Below are 25,207 nucleotides of genomic sequence, written 5' to 3' on the forward strand. Positions count from 1 at the left end.
ACCCGGACTGTAGCGTTCGACCTTCGCCCGACTATTCGAACGAGGCTTTCCTTGATAATAGGGGACCCAACCAAGGTATTCTCGTGATTGAGAGATGTCGTCTGATATTGAGGTTTCAGATAGGCGAGCGATCATGCGTGATCTGTTCTGGGGGTCGGACTAGACATAGGTTGTGTTGGAGCCGCACCTGTCAGAGAACCAACTCGGCGAGCAGCCGGACAATGACCGGCGGGTGATTTCGTACATCCTGCATATTCAAAAGACGGGCGGTTGCTGGCGAGATGTGCCGCCCGAGTAAGGGGCCGCCCAAACGATCTACAACTGCTACCCCTGATAGACTCGGCGTCACATCTGTCAGCGTGCTTTCGCCAGGGTCGCAGCGGCAAGCTCCGTTCTGGACGAGCTTTGTCTCGACAGCAATTCTGTGAAGGCTCTCTGTTTCGCTTCTGATGGGAAAGGGGGAGTTCAGCCAAGCGGTCTGCCTCCGGCGCAAAAGCCGAACTACGAAAATCCATTGTCTGGCCGATGCTGGTGGCCGGCTAGTCGCCCTTACACTGACACCATCAACATCGCCGACATCTTTCTGGCTCTTCCGCTTTTGGAAGCCAAGAGACCGACACAGCGCCTGAATGCGAACAAAGTCTACGATCCCGTTGAGCTGCGGACTTGGCTCATCAAGTATGACATCGTGCCAGTCATTCCGGGCCAGACCACCCGAGATACCGTCTGTCCAGTAAAATGCAGGGCCTACCGCCGCAGCAACTTCACTGCGCGCATGTTCGGCTGGCTCAATAACTGAAGGCGCATCGCAACCCGATACCACCTATTTGGCCGCCATCGCATTGATTGCAACTGTCACTCAACGGCTCACGTGCGTCCATTGCCTCGCAGGCTTTAAGATAGCTGCGGCCGGAACCGGCGCAAGGTTTCGAAGCAATGGTCGATGGGCGCTCCTTTGCTTTTGGCCGAGGCCGGCGCCATGAGCTTTGGTCTCAGGTTGGCGACGTAGATCGAGCCCGTCGAATTAAAAACCTTGGCAGCTGCCAAGGTTCAAAATTGGGCTTAGACACGTGCGCAAATTGAAGCCTAGGCGGTGAGCCAATAGGTTTAACCATGACCGCCCAGTATATGGTGGGACGAGCGCAAGCCCTGGTTCTCCAGTGCATAATCTTCTTCCGTGCCCGGGATCGCTGCCGCATACAAGGACGCGTTTCTCCAGTGCGGTGGCATCTCCAGTCAAGCCTACGATCGGATTGGCCACCCTTAAACCCATCTAACGACGGTAGGCATCTAGGCTAAGGACGAAACCGTTTGATCCGCCGTAGACAGATGATGGCGCACGCGAGTTTGGTGAAGGTGATGTGGATGTCGGCTCGGCGTTCGTAGCGCAAATCGAGACGGCGGAACTGGGCGAGCCAGACGAAGGTGCGCTCGACCACCTAGCGATGGCGACCCAGCGTCTGGCTCGTCTCGATGCCGCTCCGCGCGATGCGCGGCGTGATCGCGCGGACTCGGCATTCCCGGCGGCAGCGCTTGTGATCGTAGCCTTTGTCGGCGCGCAGCTTGACGGGGCGACGCCGAGGCCGGCCAAGACCGTTGCGAACGCTTGGGACGGCACCCTAGAGCATGTCCGGCCTGCATTGAGTCAGAGCATTGCTTGTGATTCACGTTCTGCCTTGGGTGGAGATGGACGATGGGACGGCCCTACAGCGACGATCTGCGTGAGCGTGTTCTGAAGGAAGCAGAGCGGTCGTCGGCTCGGCGCGCTGCGGTTCGGTTCGGGATCAGCGCAGCGACGGCGGTACGATGGGCGGCTCGCGCCCGACTTGGAGAGCGTTCGGCTCATCCTTGGGGAGGACGGCGGGGTTCGCGCCTGGACGCCCATGCCGAGTTCGTCGAGACGATGATCCAGGACCGCAAGGACATCACACTGAACGAGATGGTGGAGCGCCTGGCGGCCGAACGTGGCCTGCCTATGGGCCGTTCGGCGCTGAGCGCCTGGCTCCGCCGGCAGGGCTGGACGTTCAAAAAAAGACCGCACACGCACTGGAGCAGGACCGTCCGGACGTCCTGAGGCGTCGGCAGGCTTGGTTCGAGGGCCAGCTTGATCTCGACCCGGCCCGCCTGGTGTTCATCGATGAGACGGGGCTCTCGACAAAGATGGCAAGGCTGCGCGGTCGGGCGCCTCGCGGCGAGCGCTGCCGATCCGGTGTGCCCCACGGCCACTGGAAGACCACCACCTTCGTCGGCGCCTTGCGCCTCACCGGTATGACGGCACCGTTCGTCTATGATGGCGCCATGAATGGCACGGTGTTCCTGGCCTATGTCGCGCAGGTACTCGTGCCCACTCTCTCGCACGGTGATGTCGTCGTCATGGACAATCTGCCGGCCCACAAGGCCGATGGCGTTCGGACGGCCATCGAAGCGGCTGGGGCAAGCCTGCGCTTCCTGCCGCCCTACTCACCCGACTTTAACCCGATCGAGAACGCCTTCGCCAAGCTCAAGGCCCTGCTCCGTGCACGTGCCGAGCGCACCGTCGATGCCCTGTGGCGAGCCGTCGGCGAGATCGTCCCGGTCTTCACACCAACGGAATGCGCCAACTGCTTCCAGGCCGCAGGATACGATGCAACGTGAACCGGATATGCTCTAGTACGGCGCCAACATCATGCTGTCGTATCGGTTGGTGCCCGACAGACTCGGGCCGAACGGCGTGCCCTGCCGGTCGGTGACGATGGGGCCCCTGGTCCCCGGCTTGCCCGCGGATCGTCGGGTTCGGCCCCGTCTCGGCGCCCCCTTTTTTTGCGGGCAGGCTGGCACTGTCCAACGCCGCCCGGCTCCAATCCAGAGCGTGAGCTCCGGCCAGCCGCTCCAGAAGCACCCGATGCAGCTGGTCCCAGACCCCGGCCACATGCCACGCGCAAAGGCGCCGCCAGCATGTCTTGCCCGAGCCGCCCAGTTCGCTCGGAACGTCACGCCACGGACAGCCGGTGCGAAAAAGGAACACGATGCTAGCCAGGGCCGCCCGGTGGTCGGTGCGCGGACGCCCGCCCTTCGGCTTGAGCGGATCCAGTGAAAGAAGCGGCTCCACAGCCGCCCAGAGGTCGTCGGAAACAAGATGGGCCATCTCAGCCCAACCATCTCAAAGCGACTTTGTCCTCTGCTCTCAGTGGATTCGCGTGTTGCGGATCCTCACGCTCTTCCCTTCATTCCTGGAAACTGGATAACCAGAGTTTGAAGGAGCGGGTATAGTAATTCAGACGACGCTGTCGAACGCGTTCCCTATTCCTCAGGAGACAATGCGGAGCAGTGTCACGCGAGGTGGCCACCTTGGCAGCTGCCAAGGTTTTGCTATTGGCGCCCGTGGGCGCAATCTTCCAAGCAGACAGCAACAGGTCTTCGCGATATCGCTCGCCGTGTCCGAGCAGCCGAGCTTCGGTGATGGAGGGTATGTGAATGAAAACCGACGACGGCCTGCAGGCAGGCGAAATGGGGCAGTTTGCGAGGCGCTTAACGTCAGGACGCGCCGATCATCTTTGAGCGTTGAACACTATTGTAGGCGATGCGGCTGTCTTGGTGGCCGATGGACGATGGCGCGCTTGTTTCGAAGGAGCAGGTCCTTCACTCGCGAACGGTTGTTCTGCGGACCCTATCATGATCGCGACCGGACGAACGGCCCAGCCATTCCTCTGGATCGGCGAAGTAAGCCTACTGCCCTAGGCCGGATCGACATTCAGCGTAACCAGATCATAGCGGCGGCGAGATGGATGAAGCCGATGAAGTGGATGGTTCGGCGATCGTAACGGGTGGCGAAGCGCCGGAAGTGCTTGAGGCGTCCGAAGCATCGTTCGATGCGGTTGCGCTGTCTGTAGGCGATCGCATCGTGGGGGATGACGACCTTGCGGGATCGGTTCGAAGGGATGACGACCTTGGCGCCCATATCGGCGATGGTGGCCCGTAGAGCGTTGCCGTCATAGGCTTTGTCGGCGAGCACGGCTTGGCCGCTCTGGCCTGAAGTAAGGCGGGCGCCTGGGTGATGTCGCCGGTCTGTCCGGGCGTGACGATGAAGCGAAGCGGTCGGCCGAGTGCGTCGGCCAGCATGTGGACCTCGGTGGTCAGTCCGCCTCGGGAACGCCCCAACGCCTGATCCTGGGCCCCCCTTTTCCGGTCGCCGCCTGCTGGTGGGCGCGAACGATGGTGCTGTCGATCATCAGGTATTGGTTGTCGCGGTCAGCCGTCAGCGCCTCGAACACCCGCTCCCACACGCCGGCATGGCACCAGCGGCTGAAACGCCGATGGACCGTCTTCCACTTGCCGTAGCGTTCCGGCAGGTCGCACCAATGGGCGCCCGAGCGCAACACCCACAGACATCCGTTCACGAACAAGCGGTTGTCGGGGCTGGTGCGGCCAAGATCGGTCGCCTTGCCAGGCAGAAGCGGCGCGATCCGATCCCATTGGCCCTGGCTCAACTCGTACCGCTTGATCCCCATCGCACGCCCCGCGCTTCAACACGGAAGCTCATGAATCAGCATTCAGCAGATCGGGGAACCCTGAATGTCGATCGGCCCTAGAGCGGGCCAGCCGACGCTGAAGGGCCGTACGAGCGACGCGGCAACCTTGGCAGCTGCCAAGGTTTAGCTATCAGCGCGGGATGCGGCGAGACTGCCATTCGCGGAAGCGGCGGGCGAATTGCGCGAGATCGTCGCGCAGGAAGTCGTCCCAGTCGCTGGCGGCGGCCTTGTCGGCGGCAAGATGCAGGCTTCCGCGCCCAAGCTGAGCCCGCGCGAGAAGTCGGCCATCGACATCGCGCAGATCCAGCGTCCGGGCGCTCGGCCTGTCCTCGCCGCGCAGATGGGTCAGCGCCGCTTGAAGCCGGCTGTCCGAGGTGGAGGCCTCGGCGGCAGCCAGGATCTCGGGAAGCTGAGCGAGCCGGGCAGGGCGCTCTGTGGCAAGCCGCGCCAGCTCCACCCAGCGCGGACGCCCGGCCTTCGGCGCGCGGCCGATCAGGCGGATAGTCTCCTCCGGTACGACGCGCATCACGGCGCGGAATCGGGCAAGTTCGGGATCGTCGATGCCGAGCGCAGCCCGAACTTCCCGCGCCTTGAGGCCGGCGCGCTCTAATGTGGCGGCGAACGTCGCCCGCTCGATCCAGCTCAGATCTTGCCGCTCGGCATTCTCGATGCCCTGCGACACCGCGACTTCGGCATCCGTCTTCTCCACCACGATTGCCCGCAGTGGAACGCCGAGATCGGTGGCTGCGCGCCAGCGCCGATGGCCATAGACGAGCTGGTAACGGCCGGGATGATCAGGGTGCCGACGCAACTCAGCCGGAACCCTCTGTCCCTCCTCGGCGAAGCGCTGACGAAACCCAACGAAATCGGCCTCATCGTCCTCCGGCATGCGGTCGCGAAAGGGCGAGGGGTCGATGAGGTTCGGATCGATCTCTCGTGCTCCGCCGCTCTCCACCTGTCGCAGAAGCCGGTCGCGCTCCTCGCGCAACTCGGCGATGGAGCGCTGCGTCGCCCCAATCACCGAGGCGCCAACCCGTTGCGCAAGACCGCTGGCCGGCGGAAGCGGTGGCGGGGCGGGCGAGAGGGACGCGGCTTCGGACGAGGCTCCGGCCGGTCCCGCGCTCTCGTCCATCTCGCTTTTCGGCGGTTCGGTCCCTTTGGGTTCGCTCGCGAAGGAGGCGAAATTGGCGATGATAGATTTGCGCGGAGACTTAGTCATGCCCGGCCCCAGGACTGAGTGATCAAGTCGAGAATGTGCTGGTTTACGGCGTCCATTGATTCGCGAGCCCGCTTCACGGTGCTCGCTCCAATATTGCCGGGTTCCAGTTCGTAGAGCGTGCGCTTAGCCAGCCCCGCTGTTTCAATCGCCGTGCTTTCCACGGCAGTCGGTAGGAGTACGTCTTCGCCGAATAGCGAGCGCAGCATGGCGACCACATGGACCTGCGACTGGTCGTTGGGATCGTGTCGGGTGATGAGATAGCGCAGGAAATTCTGGCTGAGCCCAGCCCCGGCCTCGCGCACTACGCCAATGAGATCGCCCATCATCAGAAGGAACTGGCTCATCGACATGACGTCCAGCATGGCGGGGTGGACGGTGACGAGAAGGCCCGTAGAGGCGTAGATCGCTCCCAGCGTTAGGAAGCCGAGTGAAGGCGGCGTGTCGAGAAGCACGATGTCGTAATCGTCTTCCACCTCGGCGATCGCCAGGCGTAACCGTTCGAAGAAGACGGTTTGGCTCCCGCTTTGGCTTCCGTTGGCGCCCCCGGCCAGCGAACGCGGCGTCTCGTGCTCGTACTCCATCACCTCAATATTGCCGGGGACAATGTCGATGCCGGTGAAATAGGTCGGCCGGATGATCTCGCGCATTGGGCGGCGCGCCTCGTCGTAGCGCAACGTCGCGTAGATAGTCTCGTTATGACCGACATCCAATTCAGGTTGGAAACCGAACATGGCCGAGAGCGAGGCCTGCGGATCCAGATCGATTGCCAGGACGCGCAAGCCGGCCAGCGCGAGATAATGCGCGAGATGGGCGCTGGTCGTGGTCTTGGCGCTGCCACCTTTAAAATTAGCGATGGAGAGAATCTGCAGCGGCTCGCCCGGGCGCCGACGCGGCAGGAAGCGCAGTGCCTCCGACGGCTTCATCTGTGCGAAGAGTTCGCGCAGCTCGTGGACCTGGCCGAGCGTATAGGCCCGGTGGTTGTTCTCTAGGCGCGCAGGCACCGGCCCCTTGCCCTCGATCGATAGAGTTCGCAGCGTTGATTCTGGAATGGACGTGAGCTTAGAGACCTCGTGCGTCATGAAAAATCGAAGGTTCTTGCGTGCGTCCGGCGGATACATCTGCTGGCGGCGCGCCTGCAGCTCGGCCGAGAGAATTGCTCCATGCCGAACGACCTTGTCGGCGGGATCTTCGCTGAGAATCGGGACGGCAGGCACGGTCATGGGCGGGAAAAGGTCCTTCTGACGGATCGAGCCCAGTTTTTATATCATAGGCCGTCGAGACGTAAGGTCCGGACATGCTGGAAACGAGACGGTGCACCAGCTTGAGAACAGGTTGTTTTAAACCAATGGCTTAGAGCGGATTTGGGATCGTCTGATGCGTCGCCGCAGAGGCGGTTTTTCTCCGCTTCTTCCTCGATTTATGCCCGCCGAGGCGGCTTGGGCCATGCTGCGGCCCGAGCCCAGGGGTGGCGTTCACGTTTCGGGTCACGTAACCCTTCCTAGTAACCCTCAATGCCGCCGAGTCTGTCGCGATGTCTCGAAGAAGCACAACAGAAGCCGTAGCCGCGATCCGCGCGCGCCGTCGCGCGGCTGGGCTTCGTTCAACCGAGACCGTTCTCCACGAGAACGAGATCGCGGCGCTCGACGAGGCGAAGGAGCGACTGGGGGTTGCCTCGCGCTCGGACGTGATCCGCGTCCTGATCGCCAAGAGCGATCTGGACGGGCTGACTCGGGTCGACGCCGCGCTGGTCAAAAGCGAGGCGGAGTGATGCCCCAACCCATCCCCAACGAGGAGACGCCATAGGCAAAGAAAAAGGCCCCGAAGCGGGAGCCGCCGGAGCCTTCATCTGTGATGCGTGGTTGCTCGCAGGTTTAGCCTCCTTCGCCTTCATCGTCAAATGAAAATGCGGCTTCCCGCCACGGCCTCGCTTTGCCTCGCGCAAGGAGAGAGACCATGCCGGAGAAACAGTTCCGCACGCCTTTGAGCGTGCCCGTGCCTGCGCGCGCCTCGATCTCGAGGCCGGGCGCCGGAACGCCGCTGCTCGAGCTCACGCAGGACAGCGGCGCCGGGCCGCATCCCGACTTCCTCGCCCGCGCCGCGATCTGGCGCGACCAGGCGGCAGGGCTGATCTCGCTTGCCGAGGCGCGCTGGCGCTCGGCCGCGATCGGCCGCAAAGCTGAGGGCGAGCGGCTGGAGACGGCCGTCCGCGCGCGCCGGCTGAGACCTAAGCGACCAACTGCCGCTGGGCCCGCGCGCTACGAACGACCCGCGCCGCAGGACAGCCGCCAATACGCCCAGAGCATGGCTACGACGGGGGCGCGCGACGACCGGTTGACGCCCAACGCCAAGGCCTTTCTCCAGGTCCTGCGCGCGCGTTGCGGCAAGGGCCGGGAGACCACCATAACTAAGGGCACGGCGGGCAACATCATGTCGCGCTCGCCCCGCACCATCCGCCGCTATCTCGTGGACCTCGTGCGCTTCGGCTACATCGAGCTGAAGATCCGCTGCAACGCGCGCGGCCTGCATCTCGGTCTCACGGTTATCCTCACCGAGCGCGTGCTGCCGTTCTTCGAAGAGGTGAGGGGGCTTGCCCGCTGGTTGGCTGAAACGCCTAAGGCCGTGTTCCAGCTCTTCGACGCCGTGTTCGATTCTGCACGCCTCAACTCTTCCCGCCGCGTGGCGCCCGGCGCGGCAGGGGTGACGGATCCGTCACACAGAAACCAATTCCAAATCAATCTCTCTTTGCGCTGCGAGAAATCCGATAATACCTGCGCGTGGGAAAGAGGAGAAAGGCTCTGGAAAGGGGAAGAGGCGGGAGCCATGCCATCGATCTGAGGCCGAGCAGCCCTCGATCCGACCAAAGACGAAACGGAACAGGCGTGCTGCGAGCGCGCCGACGGGAAAGGCTTGCCCGAATTCTAGCCGGTCGGAATAGCGACGACCTCGAGAGATCCGAGAGGGCGATGCCTAGCCGCAGCCGGATCGATCGGCGCGGGGATCGGAGTAGGACCCGATGCGCTGTCCGGCTCTTCTGGAACCCCTGAGCGGGTTATCGAAGATCGGTCGGTGGACGGGGCCTGTGGTTGGGCGAAAAGGCTCACCGCCCCACGGCGTTCGATCCTGAACGCCTCGATTCCGCGCGCTGCGCGGCGATCCAAGCCGCTGAGGCGTTGGCCGGCACGCCGGAGCGGGGAGCCGTCCGGTTCGACAGCACAGTCTTGGAGCTATGCGCCGCTGCGGACGGCGCGTAAGGGCCCTAGGCTGCCCGTATCGCCCGCTCGGTGGGCGATAGATGGACGCCAATGGAGGCCGTGGCGGCCGAACGGGAAAGGGCCGCCGAGATCCTGACGGTCTCCGGCCATCTGCTCGAGGTCACCTTGTCCAGCACCTTTCAGGCAAGCCTGTTCAATCGCTGGATGGAGCTCGACCAGGACCCGGTGAGCATCGCGGGCACCGCCGCCGAGACCGGCACAGCGCGGGAGACCTTTGAGGGATCGGTCGCTGGCATACATAAGGCGCCGACGAGCGCGGCACCTTCGACCTAGTCGATGCTGCCGGCCTCTACTATTATCTGCCGAAGGCGGTCACTTCGAGGCTTACGTGCCAGTGCCTAGCGATGCCGAAAGTCGGCGGCCGCTTTCCGTTCGCCAATGTCTTGGACCGCACGACCGACGGCGGGGTCATGGAGGTGTTCATGAACCTGGAACGACTCCTACGTTGGGACGAGGATCTGCGAGCGCTTAAAGCCGACCTTACCCCGCGGCCCGAAACACCTGCGGTCTGGCCGGGTCGGTGTAATCGCGTTACAACCGGCGCACGATAGGGCGTCGCCGGCAGTAGTGGTTCCCTTTAGCTGACATACGGATGGATGACTTTACGTCGTCATCGACAAGGCAGGGGAGGGGAGGGGGTATGCTTCGTCGCGATCGCGTTTGGTTGACAGGTTTACTGTTGGCAGCTGTCTGCTTGAGCGGCTGCAACGGCGAGAGTCGGGACGCAGGAACTAGAGGGACCGCGACGTCGTCGGCCGACCAGACGGAGATCGCCAAGTCGAACGCCTACATCACGGCTGCCAATGAGAGTTCCGGCACGTTTGCAAAGGCCTTGCAGACTCACCAAGACACTGTCGCTTCCAAGCTCGCCGGTGATCGTCCATTGGAGGACTACGCCGTGGTTCCGGTCCAGGACGTCACCAAGATACGCGCCCGGCTAGAGAGCGCGGCCGCAATGGCTGGCTCGATTCCAGAGCTCGACCCGGCGGCTCGCGACTACGCGAGTGCCATCGCCGCCTTCGAGCCGGTCAACAACGGGCTGGCCAACTACGCCCAGTCCAAGGGTTTCCTGACGGACGAGGGCGCAAAGGCGCGAGCGGAGGATGAGGCCTTTGTCGCATCGCTCCGGAAGGTCGTGGACGCGGAGACGGTCTTCTTCGATAGGATCGACGCGCGGGACGCGCGTCTGACGCAGGAAGCCTACGACCGGGCGCCGGAGGGCAGCGTGGAACGCTACCGTGCCGGCATCGTCTTGCGCGGCAAGGCGGCGATGAAGGAGGTTCTGACCGTCTTCACCGAACCGGACGACGTCGCCACGCGCCAGGCGTTTGCCAAGAACCTCGACGAGATGGCGGGAATGGTCGAGAACTGGGACCGTGCCGTCCGGACCGAGAAGCCGGAAGGGTGCCCAACCCTTCAGAGCCGCGCCAACTTGGTGATCGCGAACGGGCGCAAGGCGGTCCAGAGCGCCGAGGAAGGCCGGTTTGACCGGGATTCCGGCACGCCGTCCTTCGTACTCCAGCAGGAGTTCAACGGTCTTCAGCAGAACTTCTCGATGATGATCTTCCAGCTCAACCAGCCCTTCTCCTGCTAAGGGAGGGGTCGGCGGTGACGGTCCTGAGGGGCCAGGCGGAGGATCGCGGCCATCAAGGAATTGGAGACGCCATGACCCTTCAGCTTTCTCTCCTCGGCTTCGGCGCGCTGCTCCTCGCGTCCGTCCCGTTGAGCGCTTCGCCGATGCTGTCGGGAAGCTACGGCCCGCTGGCGCTGATCGTGGCGGACAACGGATCGGTGCACGGCGTCTTCGCCGAGCGTCGAGTTGGCAACGGCACGCTGGAGGCGCCGCAGTTCGGCTGCTTGTTCCTGCTAGAAGGCCGCCTCGAGGGTGGAGAGGCCGATGTGGTCACATGGTTTCCCGGTGAGGCCGAGCGCATACGTGGCGAGCTTCGACTTGGCGCAGAGCCAAACCTGCAACTCGAGGAGAACCATGGCGGCTGCCTGATGACGAGCGGCGACATGAGGGACGCACCGTACGACCTTCTGCTGGACGAGCGGCGGGACGACTGGATCGGAGCGGGACTCGTCACTGCCGGGCGGGCAATCCTCCACCCTTCCCCTGCGGCTGCGCCGGGCCGCAGGCGCCCCTATCTCGTCCGGTTCGACCCCGTCGCGGTGCTGGCTCGGCGTCCCGGCTGGATTCATGTCGAGTATCTCGAAGCCGCCGATGGGCGGGTGACCGGGTGGCTTCGGGAGGCCGATGTCACATTGAGTGCATCGTCGGGTCCGTAATGCGTCGCGCCAAGTGGTTCCGCCGGCTGGGTTTGACCGTGGCCGTCGGCGTACCCCTCGCCGTGGTTCTGGCGCCGGAGGGAAGATTGGCCTGCCATGAGCCCTATCTCAGGCAAGCGCAGCCGGACGGTGCGTGGAGCGTGACGATCTGCGGCCGCCCGCGCCTCTTCGCCATGCCGGGCGGAGGATCGGACGCGCCCGGATGGATCGTCCTGCGCGACGATCATGGCGCCGTTCGCGGTGTGTCCTCCCTGGCCATGCTGCAACTCTATGGGACAATTGGTGGGGAGACCGGATGGACAACGCACAGGGTCTCGCGCTCCATGGTGTTCGACCTGCCGCTCGACCCGGCGCGTGGGGACGTCGACCGGTGGTGGGACGAGCGCATCTGGCGGCTACGGGCACTGACGGGCCTGACGCCAACCGACGAGGACTACAGATGAGGCATGCCTTCCTGCTACTGTCGATCACGGTCCCTCTGGTCTGTCCGCTCACGGCGTCGGCGAGCGCGCAAGGCTTGGAGCCCGTCGAGGTCGGGGGCGAGGCGGAACTCGACGCCTGCGCAAGCCTCGGGCAGATCGTTCGGCTCGATCCGAAGGGCGACAACTTTCTTTCCGTTCGCAACGGGCCGGGTTCGCAGCGCCCGGAACTCGATCGCCTCGGTGCTGGCGCACTCGTCACGATCTGCGACGAACGCGGTCCGTGGCTCGGGATCGTCTACCCCGCACCGGGAACGCAGACCGATTGCGGCCTGTCCTCGCCGAGGCAGACGCGCTCGCCCTACGACGGTCCCTGCCGCTCGGGTTGGGTGCATGGCCGCTTCGTCGACGTCGTCGCGGGATGAGACGGTCGGTAGCGCCTGTACGGATCGCTCGGACGATCCTCGTCCTTGCCTTTCTGTTCGTTGTCGTTTGGCTGAACGCCGTGACCCTGATCGGTGCCTATGGTTCGGGGGCGCCCCATTACGGCCGCACGACCAACATGGACAAGTGGACCGACCCTCTACCGTGGCTGCTGCCGCTTGATCTCGTCATGATCGCCGCGGTGCTCGCCTCGATCTATCGGAACAGTCGAAGGCACGGCTGACGAATCGAGCAGAAGGCATCTCCTCTCCGCGTCGGCTTCCGACGTTCCGGCATGGGAACCCGAAACCAACGATGATGCGCAGGCTGCTCCACTCGATCCTGATCGTCTCCGCCGTCGTGGGGATCCCGTTGACCATCGCCACGGTCGTGCTAGCCGGCTTTCTCGCGGTCGATACCGTGAACGGCCACGGCAACCCCTGGACGCCGCTGATGGTCGCATCAGGACCGATCCTCGTCATCGTCCCGGTCGTCGCCTGCATTTCGCTGGTGATCGGCCTTCCGTTTCACTTCGTCATCCGGCGAACACGCTATGCAGGCGACCTGTCCTACAGTCTCGCAGGCGGCATCGTCGGGCCTGCGGTTTGTGTGCTGCCATTCCTGCTCGACGGCAATTACGAGGGGGTGTGGATGTCTCCGCTCGGTCTCGTCAGCGGAGTGGCGACCGGACATGCATGGTGGCGGTCCGGGGCGTCGTGAAGCCGCCGAGGTCCGTCGCGACGACTGGGGACCGTAGCCGGGGGTGCTGCGAAGACGCGTTTCGGGCTACGGTCGACACCCAGGATTCCGCTACAGGTCCGCCCCATGCGCTTTTCTCTTCGCCTCGCCGCTCTCACCATCGGCCTCTTCCTGCTAGGACCGGCATCAGCTGCCGGGGATCGTCTTGGGGTGCCGGGCGCGATCGAGTTCGCTGACATGTCCTACATTCTTGCATCAGCCGACGAGCCGCAGCCGGGCTACGTGAAGCAGGAGTACCTGCCGAAGGGCGCGACGTTCGATCGTTACGAAACGATGATGCTCGTCGAGTTCGTGGAAGGGGACATGAAGCCGGCGGAGATCGTTCGCGCGCAGACGCAGATGCTCGACGAGCGCCGCACGATGGATCCCTTCGTCAACTACGACATCGTGCTGGCAAGCGAGGGAGACGGAATCATCCTCGATTTCCTGATGTCCGGAGAGACTGAGGAAGGAACGCGAATTGCGGAGTGGAATGCCTACCGCTACGTCTCCGGCAAAAACCCGGAGGGAAAAGCCGGCGGCTGGCTCGTCGGCGTCAGCCGCAGGGCCTATGGTGACGACATCACCCCGTTCCTCGAGCGCCTTCGCACCGAACGCGGCGCCGACGTCGCGACGCTCGCCGCGATAAGCGTGCCGCCGATGTCGGCAGACTGACGCCGAACCATGCCCCGCCGATCCTTACAGTCGGAACGAGACGGAATGGGAAGCCAACCATCCGTCTCGACCTGGATCGAGAACGGGCGCTCTGGTCGGATCGCGTGAAGCATGTTTCGTAGGGCAGGGTATGCCGACGCGCTCGCCGTGAACCCAGATCGCCTTTCCCGCCCGGTGTGCCACTCTCTCCGAGCCCCCTTGGACGTCACTGCTACAAGCTCAACGGACCAACATGACGATCGGTAACAACGCGATATCCATCGACAGCGGCGTCACGCCCAGCGGCCCGCCTCGCTGGACGCTCGCCGACTTTCTCAGCACCTATCGGTACTGGGCGCTTTTCCTGTCATTCATGCTCGTGGCGCTTGGCGGGCAGGGGGGCGGCACCGTTCTCCCATTGATGTTGATGGACGCTGCGAGCACCTATCAGACCATCGGCATGTTTCACCTTGGTATCAGCATGGGCTGGATCGTCGGTGCCTTTCTCGCCTTCGTGGTAGCCCCTCGGAATGGCCGGGCCGCTTTGATCTGGCCGTGTCTCGCCTGCGCCGTGATCACGACCGCTTTCTTGTTCCTGCCGGGGTTCTGGTCGTTTCCAGCCTTCCTGATCGTGTTCGGGCTCGCCTGCGGCGCCGCCCAGGGCGTCTTTCCCCTCGCACTAGCAGTCTTCCTGACGGGAGGGCGCCCCGGCCGTACCGATTTCGCCGGCGCACTCCTCCTTCTCTCGCCCACGGTTCTGATAGCGATGTTGGCGCCGATGGGGGCGTCCATGCTCTACGAGCAGGTCGGTGGATGGAGCGTGGTGAGCGGAATGGTCGCCTGTCTGCTTTTGGCGGTCGCCGTGCTCGTGCCGGCGCGCGGCTCGGGCTTCGAGGATGCTCCGTCTCCCCGCCATCGACCGGGTCGGCCCCGCCGGCGCTCGCCCTTGGCGGTCGCAGCGGTCCTGCTCGCGCCGTTTGCTGCCTCGGCTGCGGCTGGCCTCGTCATGTTTCTGGCGACCTTGGCGGGCTCGGGAGCGGACAAGATCCCATCTCTGAAGGTCGCGCTGGCGTCCACAATCGGTTGCATCACGCTCGGCGCTCTCGTCTACCTCGCGGTCTGGCTCTACCGCATCCACGGCGAACTGGCGGGCGCGGCTCCCTCGCAGCGCCTGCTCACGCCGTTCGCCGCCGTTCCCGTCGCCCTTCTCGTGCCGTTCGGCATGCCGGTGCTCTTGATAACGCTCGCCGATCTTCTCAACGACCGCGCCCGGGGGAGCGGGAAAGGGCAGGCGATCTCGATCGCCTGGCTCGTCGGCGGGACCGTTTTCTTGCCGCCGGTCGCCATCGCGATGGTTCAGAGCGCGGCGAACAGGAGCTACGATGCGCCCGGGGAGCCATCCTGATCGGACAGTCTCGCCGATGGCGAAACATTCAGAGCGTGCGCTACATCCTCGAACCGGCCGCCTCCAAGTTGCGCTGGTCAAACGTCGGACGGCGCGACCGCGACGAAGGCAACCGTTCCATGGCCAGGGACCCAAGCGACGACAGCTGGCTTCATCGAGGCCAGCAATCGGACCGGGCTGCGATCCTCGCCGCGCTGGCGATGCTTCTCGGCACGATAAGTCTCGCCTTCACGCTGGCGGACGCGTGACCACGCGGAGCCAACCGCACCGCTCTTGCCCTTTGGTTCCTGGTCCTGCCGGTGGCTCTATGGATCGGCGGCTGGATGGGCTTCATCGCGCGTGATGCGCGGTTTCGCGCCGTGTTCCTGTTTCTCGCCTGCGCGGCCGCCGGGGCCGGTCTCTTCCTGAGGCCGACCGCGCTGTTCCTTCCGTCGCTCGGTGAGTTCGGGGCGGCCGTTCTCGTCGCGGCAGTCAGTCTTGTTCTCCGCCGGAAAGGTCTCGGCGAAGGAGAGGAGCGGGGCGGCGAGGACGGGCTCGGCCAGAGCCTTGCGGAGGAATGGCGATGGTAGCGGCGTTTTCGCCGCGCGCCACGCTCGCCGCTGCCCTGGCGTGCGTCGAGCGTCGAAGAGAACCGCAAGATCCTGATGCATCCGACGATGAAGCGGTTCGCCGACACCGCCGTGGCCCTCGCCGAAGGGAACGGCCGCCAGTGGATCGTCCTCAAACGCGACTGGCACGGTTGGCCCGACTCCGAGCGCTACGTCCTCTTCGTGTTGGAGAACGAGGAGGTCTGGCTGGCCAGGGATTTCGCCCGCTGGCCTCGCTCTTGGGGTGAGCATCCGGCCTAAGGAGGCGCTTTTGCCGCGTTCACCGATCGGCAGCGGCTGCGCAGCTTGTCGGCGCTTTCGCCCAAAGGGTCCAAGTGATGCGCGTGCCCGAGCGCGTATCGCAAAGCTCGTAGCCGGAGCGCATCATCAAAAGTGAGTTCAGCATGCCGCCCGTCAGTCCCAACAAGGGGACGAGAACGATCGTGCCGAGCAGCACCGCCATCACGGCCGTGCCCATACGCTCGGCCCACCGCCTCGACAATAACTCGATGCCGAACAGTCCCCCTATCGCCAAGACGGCAAATGCCAGCACCGGCAAGGCATACAGGACGTTGATGGTCTCCACGACCGCCGCGTCCGCGCGAAGGGACATGACGAGCGATCGTATCTCCGCAAGGCTCCAGGAGCCTAGGCTGAAACCCATGAGGGCGATGCCGACCGACTTCACAAGCAGGAGCGGTTTGTTCCTGATCGGCTCGAGCTGATGGTCCGCGCCGGAGGCCTTCCGGGATCGTCTGCGGGACGTCGGCATCGCGACCTCGTCTTGTTCGGAGAACCACGGGCGGCCTCGACCCTCGTCGTTTGCGAGGTCTGCCGCAACACCTATGATGCGAGGGAGAGCCCGGCATCGGATCGGCGGCATCCGGGCTGGCGCCAAGATGGGGGCAAACAGATGCAGGAGCCGATCGATGGTCCAGGCGCGGACCGGGACGCGTCCGTTCTTTGGGCCATACTGCCGTCCTTCGGCCTGCCATGCAGTTAGGCCGTAAGCCCGAGATCCGTTCTTTGGTCTTGGGAGTGCCGCAGAAGTCGGCAAGCCAACTGAGAGGAGAGCTGGAAACGCTAAAGCCACGAAGGTCATTTCGCGACGATACGTGGTCGCCGCAGCATCGCCCAACGACCGATCGTGCTCTGGAGTTGACCCCTCGATCCCGAGCGGTCACCTTGCCGGTCCCTCCCGCTCGACGAGGCTCTCACGGCGCAGCACGAGGCTCGCGACCGCGGCGGGACCGGCGAGACCCAGATTGGCGAGGGGAACGGGGAGGGCGTCGCCCCGCATGAGGGCTAAAGCCAAGCCGAAGCCCGCCCCGCCGACGCTCAGCAGCATCGCTGAGGTCCAGAGCCGCACGGCGCGTGCCGTGAAGCGCGTGAGATCGCCGACCCACCATGCCATGGGCAGCATCAGCAGCCAGGACAGGAGGCCGGCGCGCGGAGCGTGATGGGGTGCATCGACGAGGGCGGTGATCACGCCGAGCGTGCCGAAGAGCGCCGCCACCGCCGCAAGGATTGCCGCTGCGTTCGACCTGCGGTCGCGGCGCAGGCGCCCCCAATATTCGGCGTCGCTTTGCCGGGCCGCGTTCCGCTTCATCTTGTCTGGCTTCCGCATTCCACCGCGCCGAGGAGCGTCCAAGCCTGCGTCCAGTCGGGCTCGGTGCCGGCATCTGCATGACCGGACCATTCGAACGCAAGCATGCCCGCCTTCGACGCCCGTTCGGCTCGCATCGTGACGGCGTCGCCCCCCGACCCGCCGCCCTCGCGGGAGACGGCGTAGCGCACGAGGTCGGCCCCGACCCGAACCTGCCGGTCGAGCCAGGGCGAGGCCTCGCTTCCGGGGCGAAGCGAGACCGTCATCTCGAAGGGCCTTCGCAGATCCTGCCAGCCCTCCGGTCGCACGAGAAGGCCGTCCGCGGTCTGCCGGACGTCGAACCCGGCGATGTCGGCGACGAGTCGGCAGGGGCCGGGCGGCATTACCGTAACCCTCAGGGTCATGCCCGGAAACACGAAGTTGACAAAGCCGCCGTCCTCGCTCCACCGGATCACGCGGTGCGCGGAGCGCGAGCCGAAATAGGGACCGTCGATTGGGTTTCCGCTGAGCGCATGGTGGACACCCGGACCCTCGATCCGGTACTCGAACCAGCGATGCAGGCTATTGGTGAGGAAACCGCGCTCCGACCAGTCCATCACCGACGCGGTGAAGCGCCCGTCCGCTGACGCACGGGTTTCGCCGGTTCCGACCGGCATCACATGGAGGGCGCGCACGAACGCGGCCACGGCGAGAAGCAGCGCGAGGCCGGCGAAACCGAAAATTCGTCGCCGGGATTTCACGAGACGAACGCCCTGTCGGCGGGTCTGCCGTTCGCAAGGGTTATCTCGGTGGCCGCTCGAAGGGCGGCAAGATCGCCGGCTCCTTGGTCCATTTCTTCGGGAAGGGGCGCACGGGAACCTCGCTGCCCCGTGGGATCGAACCGAGATGGCGGTGGACGCGGCGGTAGTCGGGGTCTTCCGGGGCATAGCGCAACTCGCCCTCGCCGAGCGCCGAACCATCCTCGGCTTCGGCGCGAAGCCGCAGAACCAGAGTGCCGTCCGCCTCCTCGTGCGCCGACCCGATCGAGCCGTCGTCCGCTCGAATCGGTGCGGACGAGATCGACAGGCCGGCGAGCACGAGGCCTGCGGTGGCAGACCCGACGCGGTTCATCAGGCCTCCTGCACAAGAGGCCGCGCACACCGGGCGCGGGACGGCCGAGCGTAGCGCATCGCAGTCGCCGTCATTGTGGAATCACCGCCAAGGCCGTCACCGTCTCCACGAACGACGTACGTGGGCAGGCCGTGCCGAACTCGTGCAGCACGTCGTTCCCATCGAAGAGAGCCACGCTGCAGAGCGCGTCCGTTGGTCCGGGCGTGTCGATCGAAGTTGGATCCTTCGTTGCCCAGACCGTGTTCGCCGCCCGGACGACCGCATCCATCTCGCTCGTCGTCAGCTCGCGGCTCGTGTCGCGTTCGATAACGCTCGCCCGCTGGCCGTCACGCGACGCCGCGGCAAGACGCGTAGTCGCCTGGCGGAGCGTGCGCGAGTCGAGATCGAGAATAATCCATCTTGCCTGCGGCGACAGGACGTTGCCAGTGGCAACGAGCACCCCTCGCTTCGGAAGGTCGCCGGGAAAGGCGAGATGCGTACCGGCGCGATCGGTCCGGAAGGGAGAGGCGAGCTTGCCAGGCGCGTAGACGAGGTGAGGCTGATCAGCGGCGGCAGTGCCCGTCCTGATCGCCGGGACCGAAGAGGTCAGGCACCCCAGGGCGAGCGCCAGGGCGAGCGGGCGATGTCGCCTCCGGCATTCGGGCACAACGGGGCTTGAACCTCCTCGTCGAGATGGCGGCACGGCATGCCTGACGGCGCGTCGGGGACGGACATGCTGACTGGTCCTCATTCGGTCGTCTTCGCCAGTTCGCGGCGCGCATAGGCCGCATGCAGGTATCGCCCGATCAGCTCTGAGAAGGCGTCGACCTTCATGCCCTTCACGCCGAAGGCATCGATCGTCACCGTCCGTCGCCGGCGGTTGACCTTGCTGTAGAACCAGAAGCCGCGCCGCGCCGGAAGCGGAGCGTCCTCGTTCAGCACTAGCTGCAGGGCGAAGCGCTGGTTGGCGTAGACCTGGTATTGCTCGACGTCCGTCCAGGGAATGGGATCGAGGAACCGCGACGTCTCCAGATTCTCGGGTGTCAGCACGAGGAGTGGCGCACGGCTTCGGCGATGCGAGACGATGGCGATCGCCGCGAAGCCCAGGAAGCCCGTGGCACCGACGGCGGCGAGGATAGCCTGCGCCCACTCGTCGTGACCGAAGCCGATCTGCGCCGAGGCCAGAACGGCCCCGATCCCGATGATGGCGAAGAAGCCGCTGGCGATGCCCATGACCCAGATCATCGGCTTGGCGTTGTCGTAGAGAACGAGCGCCTCGCTGCCGACCGCCGCGGCCGCCGTCTCGAGGCTCTCGCGATACTCCGCATGGGCGCCGCGCGCCCGTGTCAGGAAGTCGAGACTGAGCGCGCGGCAGGTCGCGTCCCAGTTGGCGAAGGCCTTGCGGCCGAAAGAGGGCACGCCGGGCTGCGGGCGCCGCGTGGCGTGCACCAGCACGGTCTCGTCGATGGCGACGCCGAGCGCGTCGATCCGCTGGCTGGTGGGCGGATGGCTGTCGGTCGGGTGCGGCTGCTGGTCCTCCAGATGAGCCGCGGGATCAGGGAAGCCTTCCTCCGCCGTCAGCCCGGCCGTGGCGGCGACGAGGTCGTCTTCGGCGGCCTCTGGAGCCTGGAAGGCACGTTCCAGAACGAAGGAAACCGCCGGCTCGATAACGGAACTACGGATCAGCGCCGACGCGGCGCCCGCTGGCTTGCTGATGAGACTGCCGTTTCGATCGGCCTCGAACTCTCGCAGCCGACTCCAATGCGCCACGGCGACGTCGAACTGGCCGATCGCATGAAAGCCGAGGCGTGTGGCGGGTTGCACCACGATCGCGCCTCGGTTCGCCTGGTGAAGCGCCTCGAGTGAGCGCCAGAGCGTGGCGTAGATCGGCGTGAACTTACGGCTGTAGCGCGTGTCGTCGCCGGTGAAATGCGCCAGTTCGTGGCCGATGATGGCCGACACTTCAGCGGTGTCGAGGAGTTCGAGGGCGGGCGCGGGCAGATACAGCGTCCGTCCTTCGAGGAGGCGACCCTCCGGCTCGACGCGAACGGCTCCTTCGGTGACGTAGAATCCTTCCGTCAGACCGACGATGATCGTGTCGGGGAGCGGAGCACCCTGGCGTGCAGCGAGTTCGCGTGTGAAGTGCCACAGGCCGGGTGCCTCGTCCTCGCCGACTACGCGGGCCAGCACCTCGATCGGCTGCGGCGTGAAGAGATCGAAGACCCGGCGCAGGCTGACCACAGCCATCACCGCGCCATAGGCCGCGAGAGCAGCCAGCACGATGCCGGCCCCTGCGAGCTTGAGCCCGTTACCGGAAACGCGCTCCCAGAACCACAGGCTGACCGCCTCGAACGACGTCGCGCAGAACAGCGCGATACCGAAGCCGAGGACGACCGTCGCCATAAGGACGGGAAGCACGATGCGAAGACGCCCGAAGCTCTCGATCAGCTGATCGCGTGAGCGCCGAGCCCGCCAGCCCGCGACGCGGGCAGCCGAAAGCCCCAACCCGGCGCCCAACAGGACGAGGAGGCTGCCGCCGATCGTGGCCCAAGCCAGCGGAACGCGCGCTCGCGCGACGACAAGATCGGTCTCTTGGCTCGCCAGCGCCGTTTCCATCCGGGTGGTCGCCTCGGACGCCGTGAGGACGAGAACGTCGCGACCGTCCCCCTGAAAGCGAAGGGATGCTTCGGGATCCTCGGCAGCGATCCTACGAACCTCAGAAAGGGTCTCCTGCAGACCGTTATGAGACGCCTCCTGCAGATCGACCATCGCGGTCGCTCGTTGCATCTGCCATGTACCCAGACTTCCGAGCGCCAGCGGCAGTACGAAAAGCCAGACCACGAGACCGAACGCTGGAGAGCGACGCCAAAAAGGCGAAGGTGGTGACTGCGTCGACGCCATGAATGCCCCCGTCCTTCTAGCTCGCCCCTCAGGTGGCCGAATTGGAAACTAATGCAAGGTGGGCTTCTCGGCGACGTCTGAGGTGACCGGCAAAGCAGGTTGGGTTAGCGCAGCCCGCCACAGCACGGCGGCTAGGGCCTGTTGACGCCGGAATCAGACTCTATGTCGTTGGCTTTTCCGATGAGGAAGAGTTGGGATGCTGAGTGATAGGCCGCGATCGAGCCATTATTCGTGACCTGCTGCCCTCTAGCTAAAGTGAAAAGTCCAGACATTCGACGGATCATCGAGGAGATCCTCTAGCGCCATCTGAATTGGGCCAAGCGGTGATCCCTGCGAGCCGAGGTCGGCCCGTGGTGGTTGGCGGCCCAGATCTTCATCCGGTGGGCGCGGCTGGGCATCTGGGAGAAACTCCTGGCGCTGGCTCAAGAGCGGCGCGTCCGGCTCGGTATGCTTTTCTTAGACGACACTTACATCCGGGTAAACTAGAAGGCAGCGGGGGCCAACCTAAAGGGGCTCTGCAAGAGAGCGAGATGACCGTGAAGCGCTTGCTCGATCTCTTGTTGGCTAATGCACCAAGGCCTCTCGTGATGGCCGAAGGCGCCGGGCACCATTGCCTCCCGCTTGGCGCCAGGACATTTGGGACATGGGCGCTCGTTCTGCCATCCCGCCGCTTCGCCACGAAGCGCCGGTCGCCTGCCCGGGCTGGAACTACAACAACCGCAAATGGGGTCGAACGCCATGGGCAAAATTGATGGAGTGGCGGGCCGTCGCCACCCAATATGAGAAAACTATCGCCAGCTTCCTCGGCGTCCTCTGCCTCGACGCAGCCATCCCTCTGATCGAGCACAAGCAGGCCCAAAAGTGCTATGAGGCCTGTTGTTCTTTTTCAGCTCTCGATCTTTCTACCGAGACCAATGGATTTGGCGAGTTCGGACCGACGTGCGGCGTAGTTAGCTGCAACCATTGGATAGTCGCTAGGCAGGCCCCATTTGGCACGGTACTCTTCGGGGCTAAGTCCGAACTTCGTTTGAAGATGGCGTCGAAGCGACTTGAACGGCTTTCCATCTTCCAGGCAAATGAGGTAGTCGGGCGTGACGGACTTACGGATCGACACTGCCGGCGTCAGCGGTTGGTCCGATACAGCGGCTTGAACCGGCTCTTTGCCAACCGCGCTGAGTGTCGTGAACACGTCACCGATGAGTTTGACCAAATCTTCGCGAGAAACATGATTGCCGCTGACATAAGCGGAGATGATCTCGGCAGTCTGTTCAAGGACTTCACTATGGCGGGGATCGTCCATTAAGCATCTTTCGCTATGTAAACAGGAGGCGTGTCATATCGACGCCCACGCTCTCAAGCAAGCCAGAAAACGAATTCCATCAAGTTTTGGTTCTGGGTGTTCAGAGGGGACTGAGAACATTCTAGACTGCCAGCCGAAATCCAGTTAAAAATAGATCCGGGCGTCAGAATTTCTGCGTTCTTTTCATAAAATTGATGATGCCACACCAATGAAGCGCACAATTCTACCTTTTGCAGTTGAACGCAAAAAACGTCGTAAGCCGGGTCAGACGCCATCGTCCTCTATCTGGGGCGGGGCGCTTACCAAGGAGTTCAGGGCGGTCCTCGAGGAAGACGAGAAGCGCGTTGCGGACGCCTCGGTCGCGGGGCTCCCCGGTGAGAAGCGGCAAGCTGCATCCGGTGGTAGCTCGAAACGCGCGAGAGATAATGGAGAAGCGCGCAAGCCCCGCATCCTGGAAACACGCCCGGCAATCGGGCGGGTCAGTTTTCCTGAGGAAGCCATCGCGCCCGCTGTAATTCAATTGGAAGAGGCCGAGCACGTCTCGATTCAGTCGTCCCGATTGCGAGTTCCAGAAGCCGAGCTGTTCGAGAAGACATCGACTATGGCACCCATGGATATCCAAGCTGACGTGGCGGCTTCAGTCGTGCCCAGCGGATGGAAGCTGCTCTCTCACGCTGAAAGAAGCCGAGAGCGCATCGCGATCCGGCGCGCCCGGATGAAGGGCTTGGCCTTCGAAGACCGTTGGAGATGGGACCTGATCCGCTGAGCTCCGGTCTCAAGGTTTCCATCTCATCTGGGTGCGGGGAGCTGGTCTGGAAGAACCGAGCTCCGCAGGCGCCAGCCAAAGTGTTCTCTCAGCCCACGACCTTGATCGTCACCCCGACGGTTTCCGGCAACTCCGCCCAGGATGCGTTTGTCGTCAGCACCGGCCGCTCGAGCATACGGGCCAGGGCCAAACAGGCCCGATCAGAAAGGGAGAGGTCTGCCGCCTGAGTTGGGCGATAAAGGCGCGCCGCTTCCTCGGCGCAGGCTTGGTCCATATCGGCGAGCGTGACATCGAGATCCGAGAGATCCTTGATCGCTTCATCGGTGTCGAGACCACGATCGGCCAGGTAAGCGAGGACGTCGGCATAGGTCAGAACCGAGAGCTTTGCGCCTCCCAGACGTTTCTCGATCTCGTCGGCACCCTTCTGAGAGAAGAGCAAAGTGATCAGGGCGGAGTGGTGCAGGACATAGGGCATTCGTTAGTCCTCGGACCGATTCGTATCGTCGCCTTCATCGTTCAGATCCGTTGCATCTTGGGTTGATGACCCATACGCCCGAAGCTTGTCCTGTAGCCGCCGTAGTGCAACTTTTGCAGGGCGGATGCGAACCTCTTCTCCATGCAGCTCGATGATGACGGTGTCACCTTTGGTAACACCCATCGCCTTCCTGAAGGCCGCTGGCAGGATAACGCGTCCACCCTCGACAATTTTTCCTTTTGTAGCCGACATGGCTGCGTCCTCTCAAAGTCGACCAATGCGCCGAGCCGAATGCTTTACCGATAGCGCCCAAAAATTGGTAGATAAGTTTATACGCGACTAGCCACATACCAGAAAAATGCACCAAGTTTGACGCGTGCCATTTCCTCTTCCCAAACGGTGCTCATAATCGAACGGTTTAGGACATGGCTCCGCGCTCCTGGCCAAATGATAGGTATCGGGACTATCGGACATGCCCTATAAGATCGTGGCGTTTTCGGTCGGTTTCGAGCCCCAATGTCCCGAACTTTTGCCTATGTCCGCGTCTCCACCAACGGCCAGACCACTGAAAACCAGATCGGTGAAATCCGTCAGGCCGGTTTCGACATCCACGCGCGACGGGTTGTCTCCGAAACCGTCTCCGGCTCGATCGGCGCCGCCCAGCGTGAAGGGTTCGCTCGGCTTCTCGATCGCATGGAGGAGGGCGACATCCTGGTGGTCACCAAGATGGATCGGCTCGGGCGCAACTCGATGGACGTGCGAACGACCGTCGAGCTTCTCGCCAGTATGGGCGTGAAGGTTCACTGCCTCGCGCTGGGCGGTGTCGATCTGACGAGCTCAACCGGTCGCATGACCATGAGCGTCATCAACGCGGTTGCCGAGTTCGAGCGCGACCTTCTGATCGAGCGCACCCAGGCTGGTTTGATGAGGGCGAAGGAGCAGGGGAAGGTCTTGGGGCGCCCGCGAAGCCTGACCGAGGCGCAGAAGCAGGTGGTTCGCGAGAAGCTGGGGGAGGGGGCTTCGGTCTCGAAGCTCTCGCGCGACTACGGCGTCAGCCGGCAGACGATCCAGCGCGCCAGGGACGAAGGCAGAGGATCCAAGGCTGCCGAGATGGACGAGGCGCTACGGGAGAGCTGACTACGGTCCTAGAAACCCGGTTCGTATGGCAGCTTTGCGCCCATCCCGGTCGCTTGAGCGCGCTTTTCATTTGCCCGAAAGCTGCCGGTCGGCTCCCGACCTGATCTCATGAGGAAGAATCCGGCAGCACGTCGGCGGCTGCACACTTCCATCGGCCGTTCTGGCCATGGGAGAACGACAATGGGACATACGACATTCGATCCGATTGGTAGTGCGCGCAGGGCTTGGAACGCTGGGCGCACAGTTGGCGCCAAACGGGCGCTGAAGCCGCAACAGGTTTGGGCAATCCGCTTCTGGCTTGACCACGAAGGCCGGCTACGCGATCGGGCGCTCTTTGACCTCGCTATCGACAGCAAGCTGCGTGGCTGTGACGTTGTGAAGGTGACGATCGGCGACCTCGTATCGGGCGGGCGCATCCG

28 protein-coding genes and 6 pseudogenes are annotated in these 25,207 nt (G+C 64.0%); 20 read left to right on the plus strand and 14 right to left on the minus strand.

The features are described from left to right. Positions 1 to 172: 172 nt before the first annotated feature. A pseudogene (locus B146_RS29985) lies at positions 173 to 796 on the plus strand (transposase); the annotation flags it as partial. A 499-nt stretch (positions 797 to 1,295) separates the two neighbouring features. Here B146_RS29985 and B146_RS28635 read toward each other — a convergent pair. Further along, a pseudogene (locus B146_RS28635) lies at positions 1,296 to 1,616 on the minus strand (transposase); the annotation flags it as partial. A 77-nt stretch (positions 1,617 to 1,693) separates the two neighbouring features. On the opposite strand from B146_RS28635, the gene B146_RS28640 reads away from it, so the two are divergent. After that, positions 1,694 to 2,634, plus strand: a protein-coding gene (locus B146_RS28640) for an IS630 family transposase (protein WP_156421763.1) whose coding sequence is annotated in 2 segments (ribosomal slippage) — positions 1,694 to 2,027 and positions 2,027 to 2,634 — 942 coding nt in all. Because the reading frame shifts where the segments join, the coding sequence is not laid out codon by codon here. A gap of 21 nt (positions 2,635 to 2,655) precedes the next feature. On the opposite strand, the pseudogene B146_RS28645 reads toward B146_RS28640, so the two are convergent. From B146_RS28645 to repA, 4 genes and pseudogenes are all read right to left on the minus strand, one after another. Further along, positions 2,656 to 3,124: pseudogene (locus tag B146_RS28645) on the minus strand (IS5 family transposase); the annotation flags it as partial. A gap of 606 nt (positions 3,125 to 3,730) precedes the next feature. Then, positions 3,731 to 4,481: pseudogene (locus B146_RS28650) on the minus strand (IS5 family transposase). Positions 4,482 to 4,638: 157 nt separating this feature from the next. Further along, positions 4,639 to 5,727 carry a plasmid partitioning protein RepB gene (repB, locus tag B146_RS27030; RefSeq protein WP_081631093.1) on the minus strand — a complete coding sequence of 363 codons (1,089 nt, stop codon included), beginning with the start codon at positions 5,725 to 5,727 and terminating at the stop codon, positions 4,639 to 4,641. Continuing rightward, positions 5,724 to 6,947, minus strand: coding sequence for a plasmid partitioning protein RepA (gene repA / locus B146_RS0121855; protein ID WP_019998619.1), 1,224 nt, complete (start codon positions 6,945 to 6,947; stop codon positions 5,724 to 5,726). The genes repB and repA overlap by 4 nt, the downstream gene beginning before the upstream one ends. 311 nt (positions 6,948 to 7,258) lie before the next feature. Here repA and B146_RS27035 point away from each other — a divergent pair, with 311 nt between their 5' ends. From B146_RS27035 to B146_RS0121930, 14 genes are all read left to right on the plus strand, one after another. Continuing rightward, positions 7,259 to 7,495 (plus strand): ribbon-helix-helix protein, CopG family, encoded by a 237-nt coding sequence (locus tag B146_RS27035; RefSeq protein WP_019998620.1) that lies wholly within the window; start codon positions 7,259 to 7,261, stop codon positions 7,493 to 7,495. A 185-nt stretch (positions 7,496 to 7,680) separates the two neighbouring features. Next, complete coding sequence (locus tag B146_RS0121865) at positions 7,681 to 8,562, plus strand: helix-turn-helix domain-containing protein (protein ID WP_019998621.1); 882 nt, start codon at positions 7,681 to 7,683, stop codon at positions 8,560 to 8,562. Positions 8,563 to 9,029: 467 nt separating this feature from the next. After that, positions 9,030 to 9,272 carry a hypothetical protein gene (locus B146_RS28045; RefSeq protein ID WP_026358848.1) on the plus strand — a complete coding sequence of 81 codons (243 nt, stop codon included), beginning with the start codon at positions 9,030 to 9,032 and terminating at the stop codon, positions 9,270 to 9,272. A gap of 367 nt (positions 9,273 to 9,639) precedes the next feature. Next, complete coding sequence (locus tag B146_RS27045; protein WP_019998623.1) at positions 9,640 to 10,593, plus strand: DUF3829 domain-containing protein; 954 nt, start codon at positions 9,640 to 9,642, stop codon at positions 10,591 to 10,593. A gap of 71 nt (positions 10,594 to 10,664) precedes the next feature. Continuing rightward, entirely contained in the window at positions 10,665 to 11,288 is a 624-nt protein-coding gene (locus B146_RS29990; protein ID WP_040408878.1) for a hypothetical protein, read from the plus strand. Further along, positions 11,288 to 11,731 carry a hypothetical protein gene (locus B146_RS0121890; protein WP_019998625.1) on the plus strand — a complete coding sequence of 148 codons (444 nt, stop codon included), beginning with the start codon at positions 11,288 to 11,290 and terminating at the stop codon, positions 11,729 to 11,731. Before B146_RS29990 ends, B146_RS0121890 begins: the two co-directional genes overlap by 1 nt. Beyond that, on the plus strand, positions 11,728 to 12,132 hold the full coding sequence (locus B146_RS0121895) for an SH3 domain-containing protein (protein ID WP_019998626.1): 405 nt from the start codon (positions 11,728 to 11,730) through the stop codon (positions 12,130 to 12,132). Before B146_RS0121890 ends, B146_RS0121895 begins: the two co-directional genes overlap by 4 nt. A gap of 80 nt (positions 12,133 to 12,212) precedes the next feature. Next, on the plus strand, positions 12,213 to 12,374 hold the full coding sequence (locus B146_RS0121900; protein WP_202815004.1) for a hypothetical protein: 162 nt from the start codon (positions 12,213 to 12,215) through the stop codon (positions 12,372 to 12,374). A gap of 71 nt (positions 12,375 to 12,445) precedes the next feature. Then, complete coding sequence (locus B146_RS0121905; RefSeq protein ID WP_019998628.1) at positions 12,446 to 12,850, plus strand: hypothetical protein; 405 nt, start codon at positions 12,446 to 12,448, stop codon at positions 12,848 to 12,850. A gap of 105 nt (positions 12,851 to 12,955) precedes the next feature. Beyond that, positions 12,956 to 13,543: a hypothetical protein gene (locus B146_RS0121910; RefSeq protein WP_081631095.1), complete on the plus strand. Its 588-nt coding sequence runs from the start codon at positions 12,956 to 12,958 to the stop codon at positions 13,541 to 13,543. A 232-nt stretch (positions 13,544 to 13,775) separates the two neighbouring features. Further along, positions 13,776 to 14,927 carry a hypothetical protein gene (locus B146_RS0121915; protein WP_019998630.1) on the plus strand — a complete coding sequence of 384 codons (1,152 nt, stop codon included), beginning with the start codon at positions 13,776 to 13,778 and terminating at the stop codon, positions 14,925 to 14,927. A gap of 35 nt (positions 14,928 to 14,962) precedes the next feature. Further along, positions 14,963 to 15,175: a hypothetical protein gene (locus tag B146_RS0121920; RefSeq protein ID WP_019998631.1), complete on the plus strand. Its 213-nt coding sequence runs from the start codon at positions 14,963 to 14,965 to the stop codon at positions 15,173 to 15,175. A 51-nt stretch (positions 15,176 to 15,226) separates the two neighbouring features. Then, positions 15,227 to 15,496, plus strand: coding sequence for a hypothetical protein (locus tag B146_RS0121925; protein ID WP_155897648.1), 270 nt, complete (start codon positions 15,227 to 15,229; stop codon positions 15,494 to 15,496). Between the two features lie 75 nt (positions 15,497 to 15,571). After that, a complete protein-coding gene (locus tag B146_RS0121930) occupies positions 15,572 to 15,775 on the plus strand; it encodes a hypothetical protein (RefSeq protein ID WP_019998633.1) in 204 nt (67 codons plus the stop codon). Between the two features lie 19 nt (positions 15,776 to 15,794). Here B146_RS0121930 and B146_RS0121935 read toward each other — a convergent pair whose 3' ends face one another. The 6 genes from B146_RS0121935 to B146_RS0121960 all read right to left on the minus strand — a co-directional run bounded on the left by B146_RS0121935 (position 15,795) and on the right by B146_RS0121960 (position 20,825). Next, positions 15,795 to 16,286, minus strand: coding sequence for a hypothetical protein (locus B146_RS0121935; protein ID WP_019998634.1), 492 nt, complete (start codon positions 16,284 to 16,286; stop codon positions 15,795 to 15,797). Between the two features lie 408 nt (positions 16,287 to 16,694). Continuing rightward, complete coding sequence (locus B146_RS0121940; RefSeq protein ID WP_019998635.1) at positions 16,695 to 17,123, minus strand: hypothetical protein; 429 nt, start codon at positions 17,121 to 17,123, stop codon at positions 16,695 to 16,697. Further along, positions 17,120 to 17,860 (minus strand): Tsi3 family protein, encoded by a 741-nt coding sequence (locus B146_RS0121945; protein WP_019998636.1) that lies wholly within the window; start codon positions 17,858 to 17,860, stop codon positions 17,120 to 17,122. The genes B146_RS0121940 and B146_RS0121945 overlap by 4 nt, the downstream gene beginning before the upstream one ends. 40 nt (positions 17,861 to 17,900) lie before the next feature. Beyond that, positions 17,901 to 18,230, minus strand: coding sequence for a hypothetical protein (locus tag B146_RS0121950; RefSeq protein WP_019998637.1), 330 nt, complete (start codon positions 18,228 to 18,230; stop codon positions 17,901 to 17,903). A gap of 70 nt (positions 18,231 to 18,300) precedes the next feature. Next, positions 18,301 to 18,960, minus strand: coding sequence for a hypothetical protein (locus B146_RS0121955; protein ID WP_244498266.1), 660 nt, complete (start codon positions 18,958 to 18,960; stop codon positions 18,301 to 18,303). Further along, a complete protein-coding gene (locus tag B146_RS0121960) occupies positions 18,957 to 20,825 on the minus strand; it encodes a M48 family metallopeptidase (RefSeq protein WP_244877431.1) in 1,869 nt (622 codons plus the stop codon). Before B146_RS0121960 ends, B146_RS0121955 begins: the two co-directional genes overlap by 4 nt. Before the next feature lie 501 nt (positions 20,826 to 21,326). Between B146_RS0121960 and B146_RS30315 the strand changes: the two are divergent. Further along, a pseudogene (locus tag B146_RS30315) lies at positions 21,327 to 21,954 on the plus strand (hypothetical protein); the annotation flags it as partial. Between the two features lie 42 nt (positions 21,955 to 21,996). Here the strand turns inward: B146_RS30315 and B146_RS28660 are convergent. Continuing rightward, entirely contained in the window at positions 21,997 to 22,410 is a 414-nt protein-coding gene (locus tag B146_RS28660) for a Ros/MucR family transcriptional regulator (RefSeq protein ID WP_081631096.1), read from the minus strand. 208 nt (positions 22,411 to 22,618) lie between these two features. Between B146_RS28660 and B146_RS29205 the strand changes: the two genes are divergently transcribed. Beyond that, positions 22,619 to 23,176, plus strand: coding sequence for a hypothetical protein (locus B146_RS29205; protein ID WP_155897649.1), 558 nt, complete (start codon positions 22,619 to 22,621; stop codon positions 23,174 to 23,176). A gap of 88 nt (positions 23,177 to 23,264) precedes the next feature. Here the strand turns inward: B146_RS29205 and B146_RS0121980 are convergent, their stop codons facing one another. Next, complete coding sequence (locus B146_RS0121980) at positions 23,265 to 23,651, minus strand: PIN domain-containing protein (protein ID WP_019998644.1); 387 nt, start codon at positions 23,649 to 23,651, stop codon at positions 23,265 to 23,267. Between the two features lie 3 nt (positions 23,652 to 23,654). Next, the gene (locus B146_RS28665; RefSeq protein ID WP_081631097.1) at positions 23,655 to 23,903 is read right to left on the minus strand and encodes an AbrB/MazE/SpoVT family DNA-binding domain-containing protein; all 249 of its coding nucleotides are present in this window, start codon (positions 23,901 to 23,903) and stop codon (positions 23,655 to 23,657) included. A gap of 264 nt (positions 23,904 to 24,167) precedes the next feature. On the opposite strand from B146_RS28665, the gene B146_RS0121990 reads away from it, so the two are divergent. Next, positions 24,168 to 24,788: a recombinase family protein gene (locus B146_RS0121990; RefSeq protein WP_019998646.1), complete on the plus strand. Its 621-nt coding sequence runs from the start codon at positions 24,168 to 24,170 to the stop codon at positions 24,786 to 24,788. A 180-nt stretch (positions 24,789 to 24,968) separates the two neighbouring features. Further along, positions 24,969 to 25,207 (plus strand): annotated as a pseudogene (locus B146_RS28670) (integrase); the annotation flags it as partial.

This window comes from Aureimonas ureilytica DSM 18598 = NBRC 106430 (assembly GCF_000382705.1).
In the GTDB taxonomy this organism is placed as follows: Bacteria; Pseudomonadota; Alphaproteobacteria; order Rhizobiales; family Rhizobiaceae; genus Aureimonas; species Aureimonas ureilytica.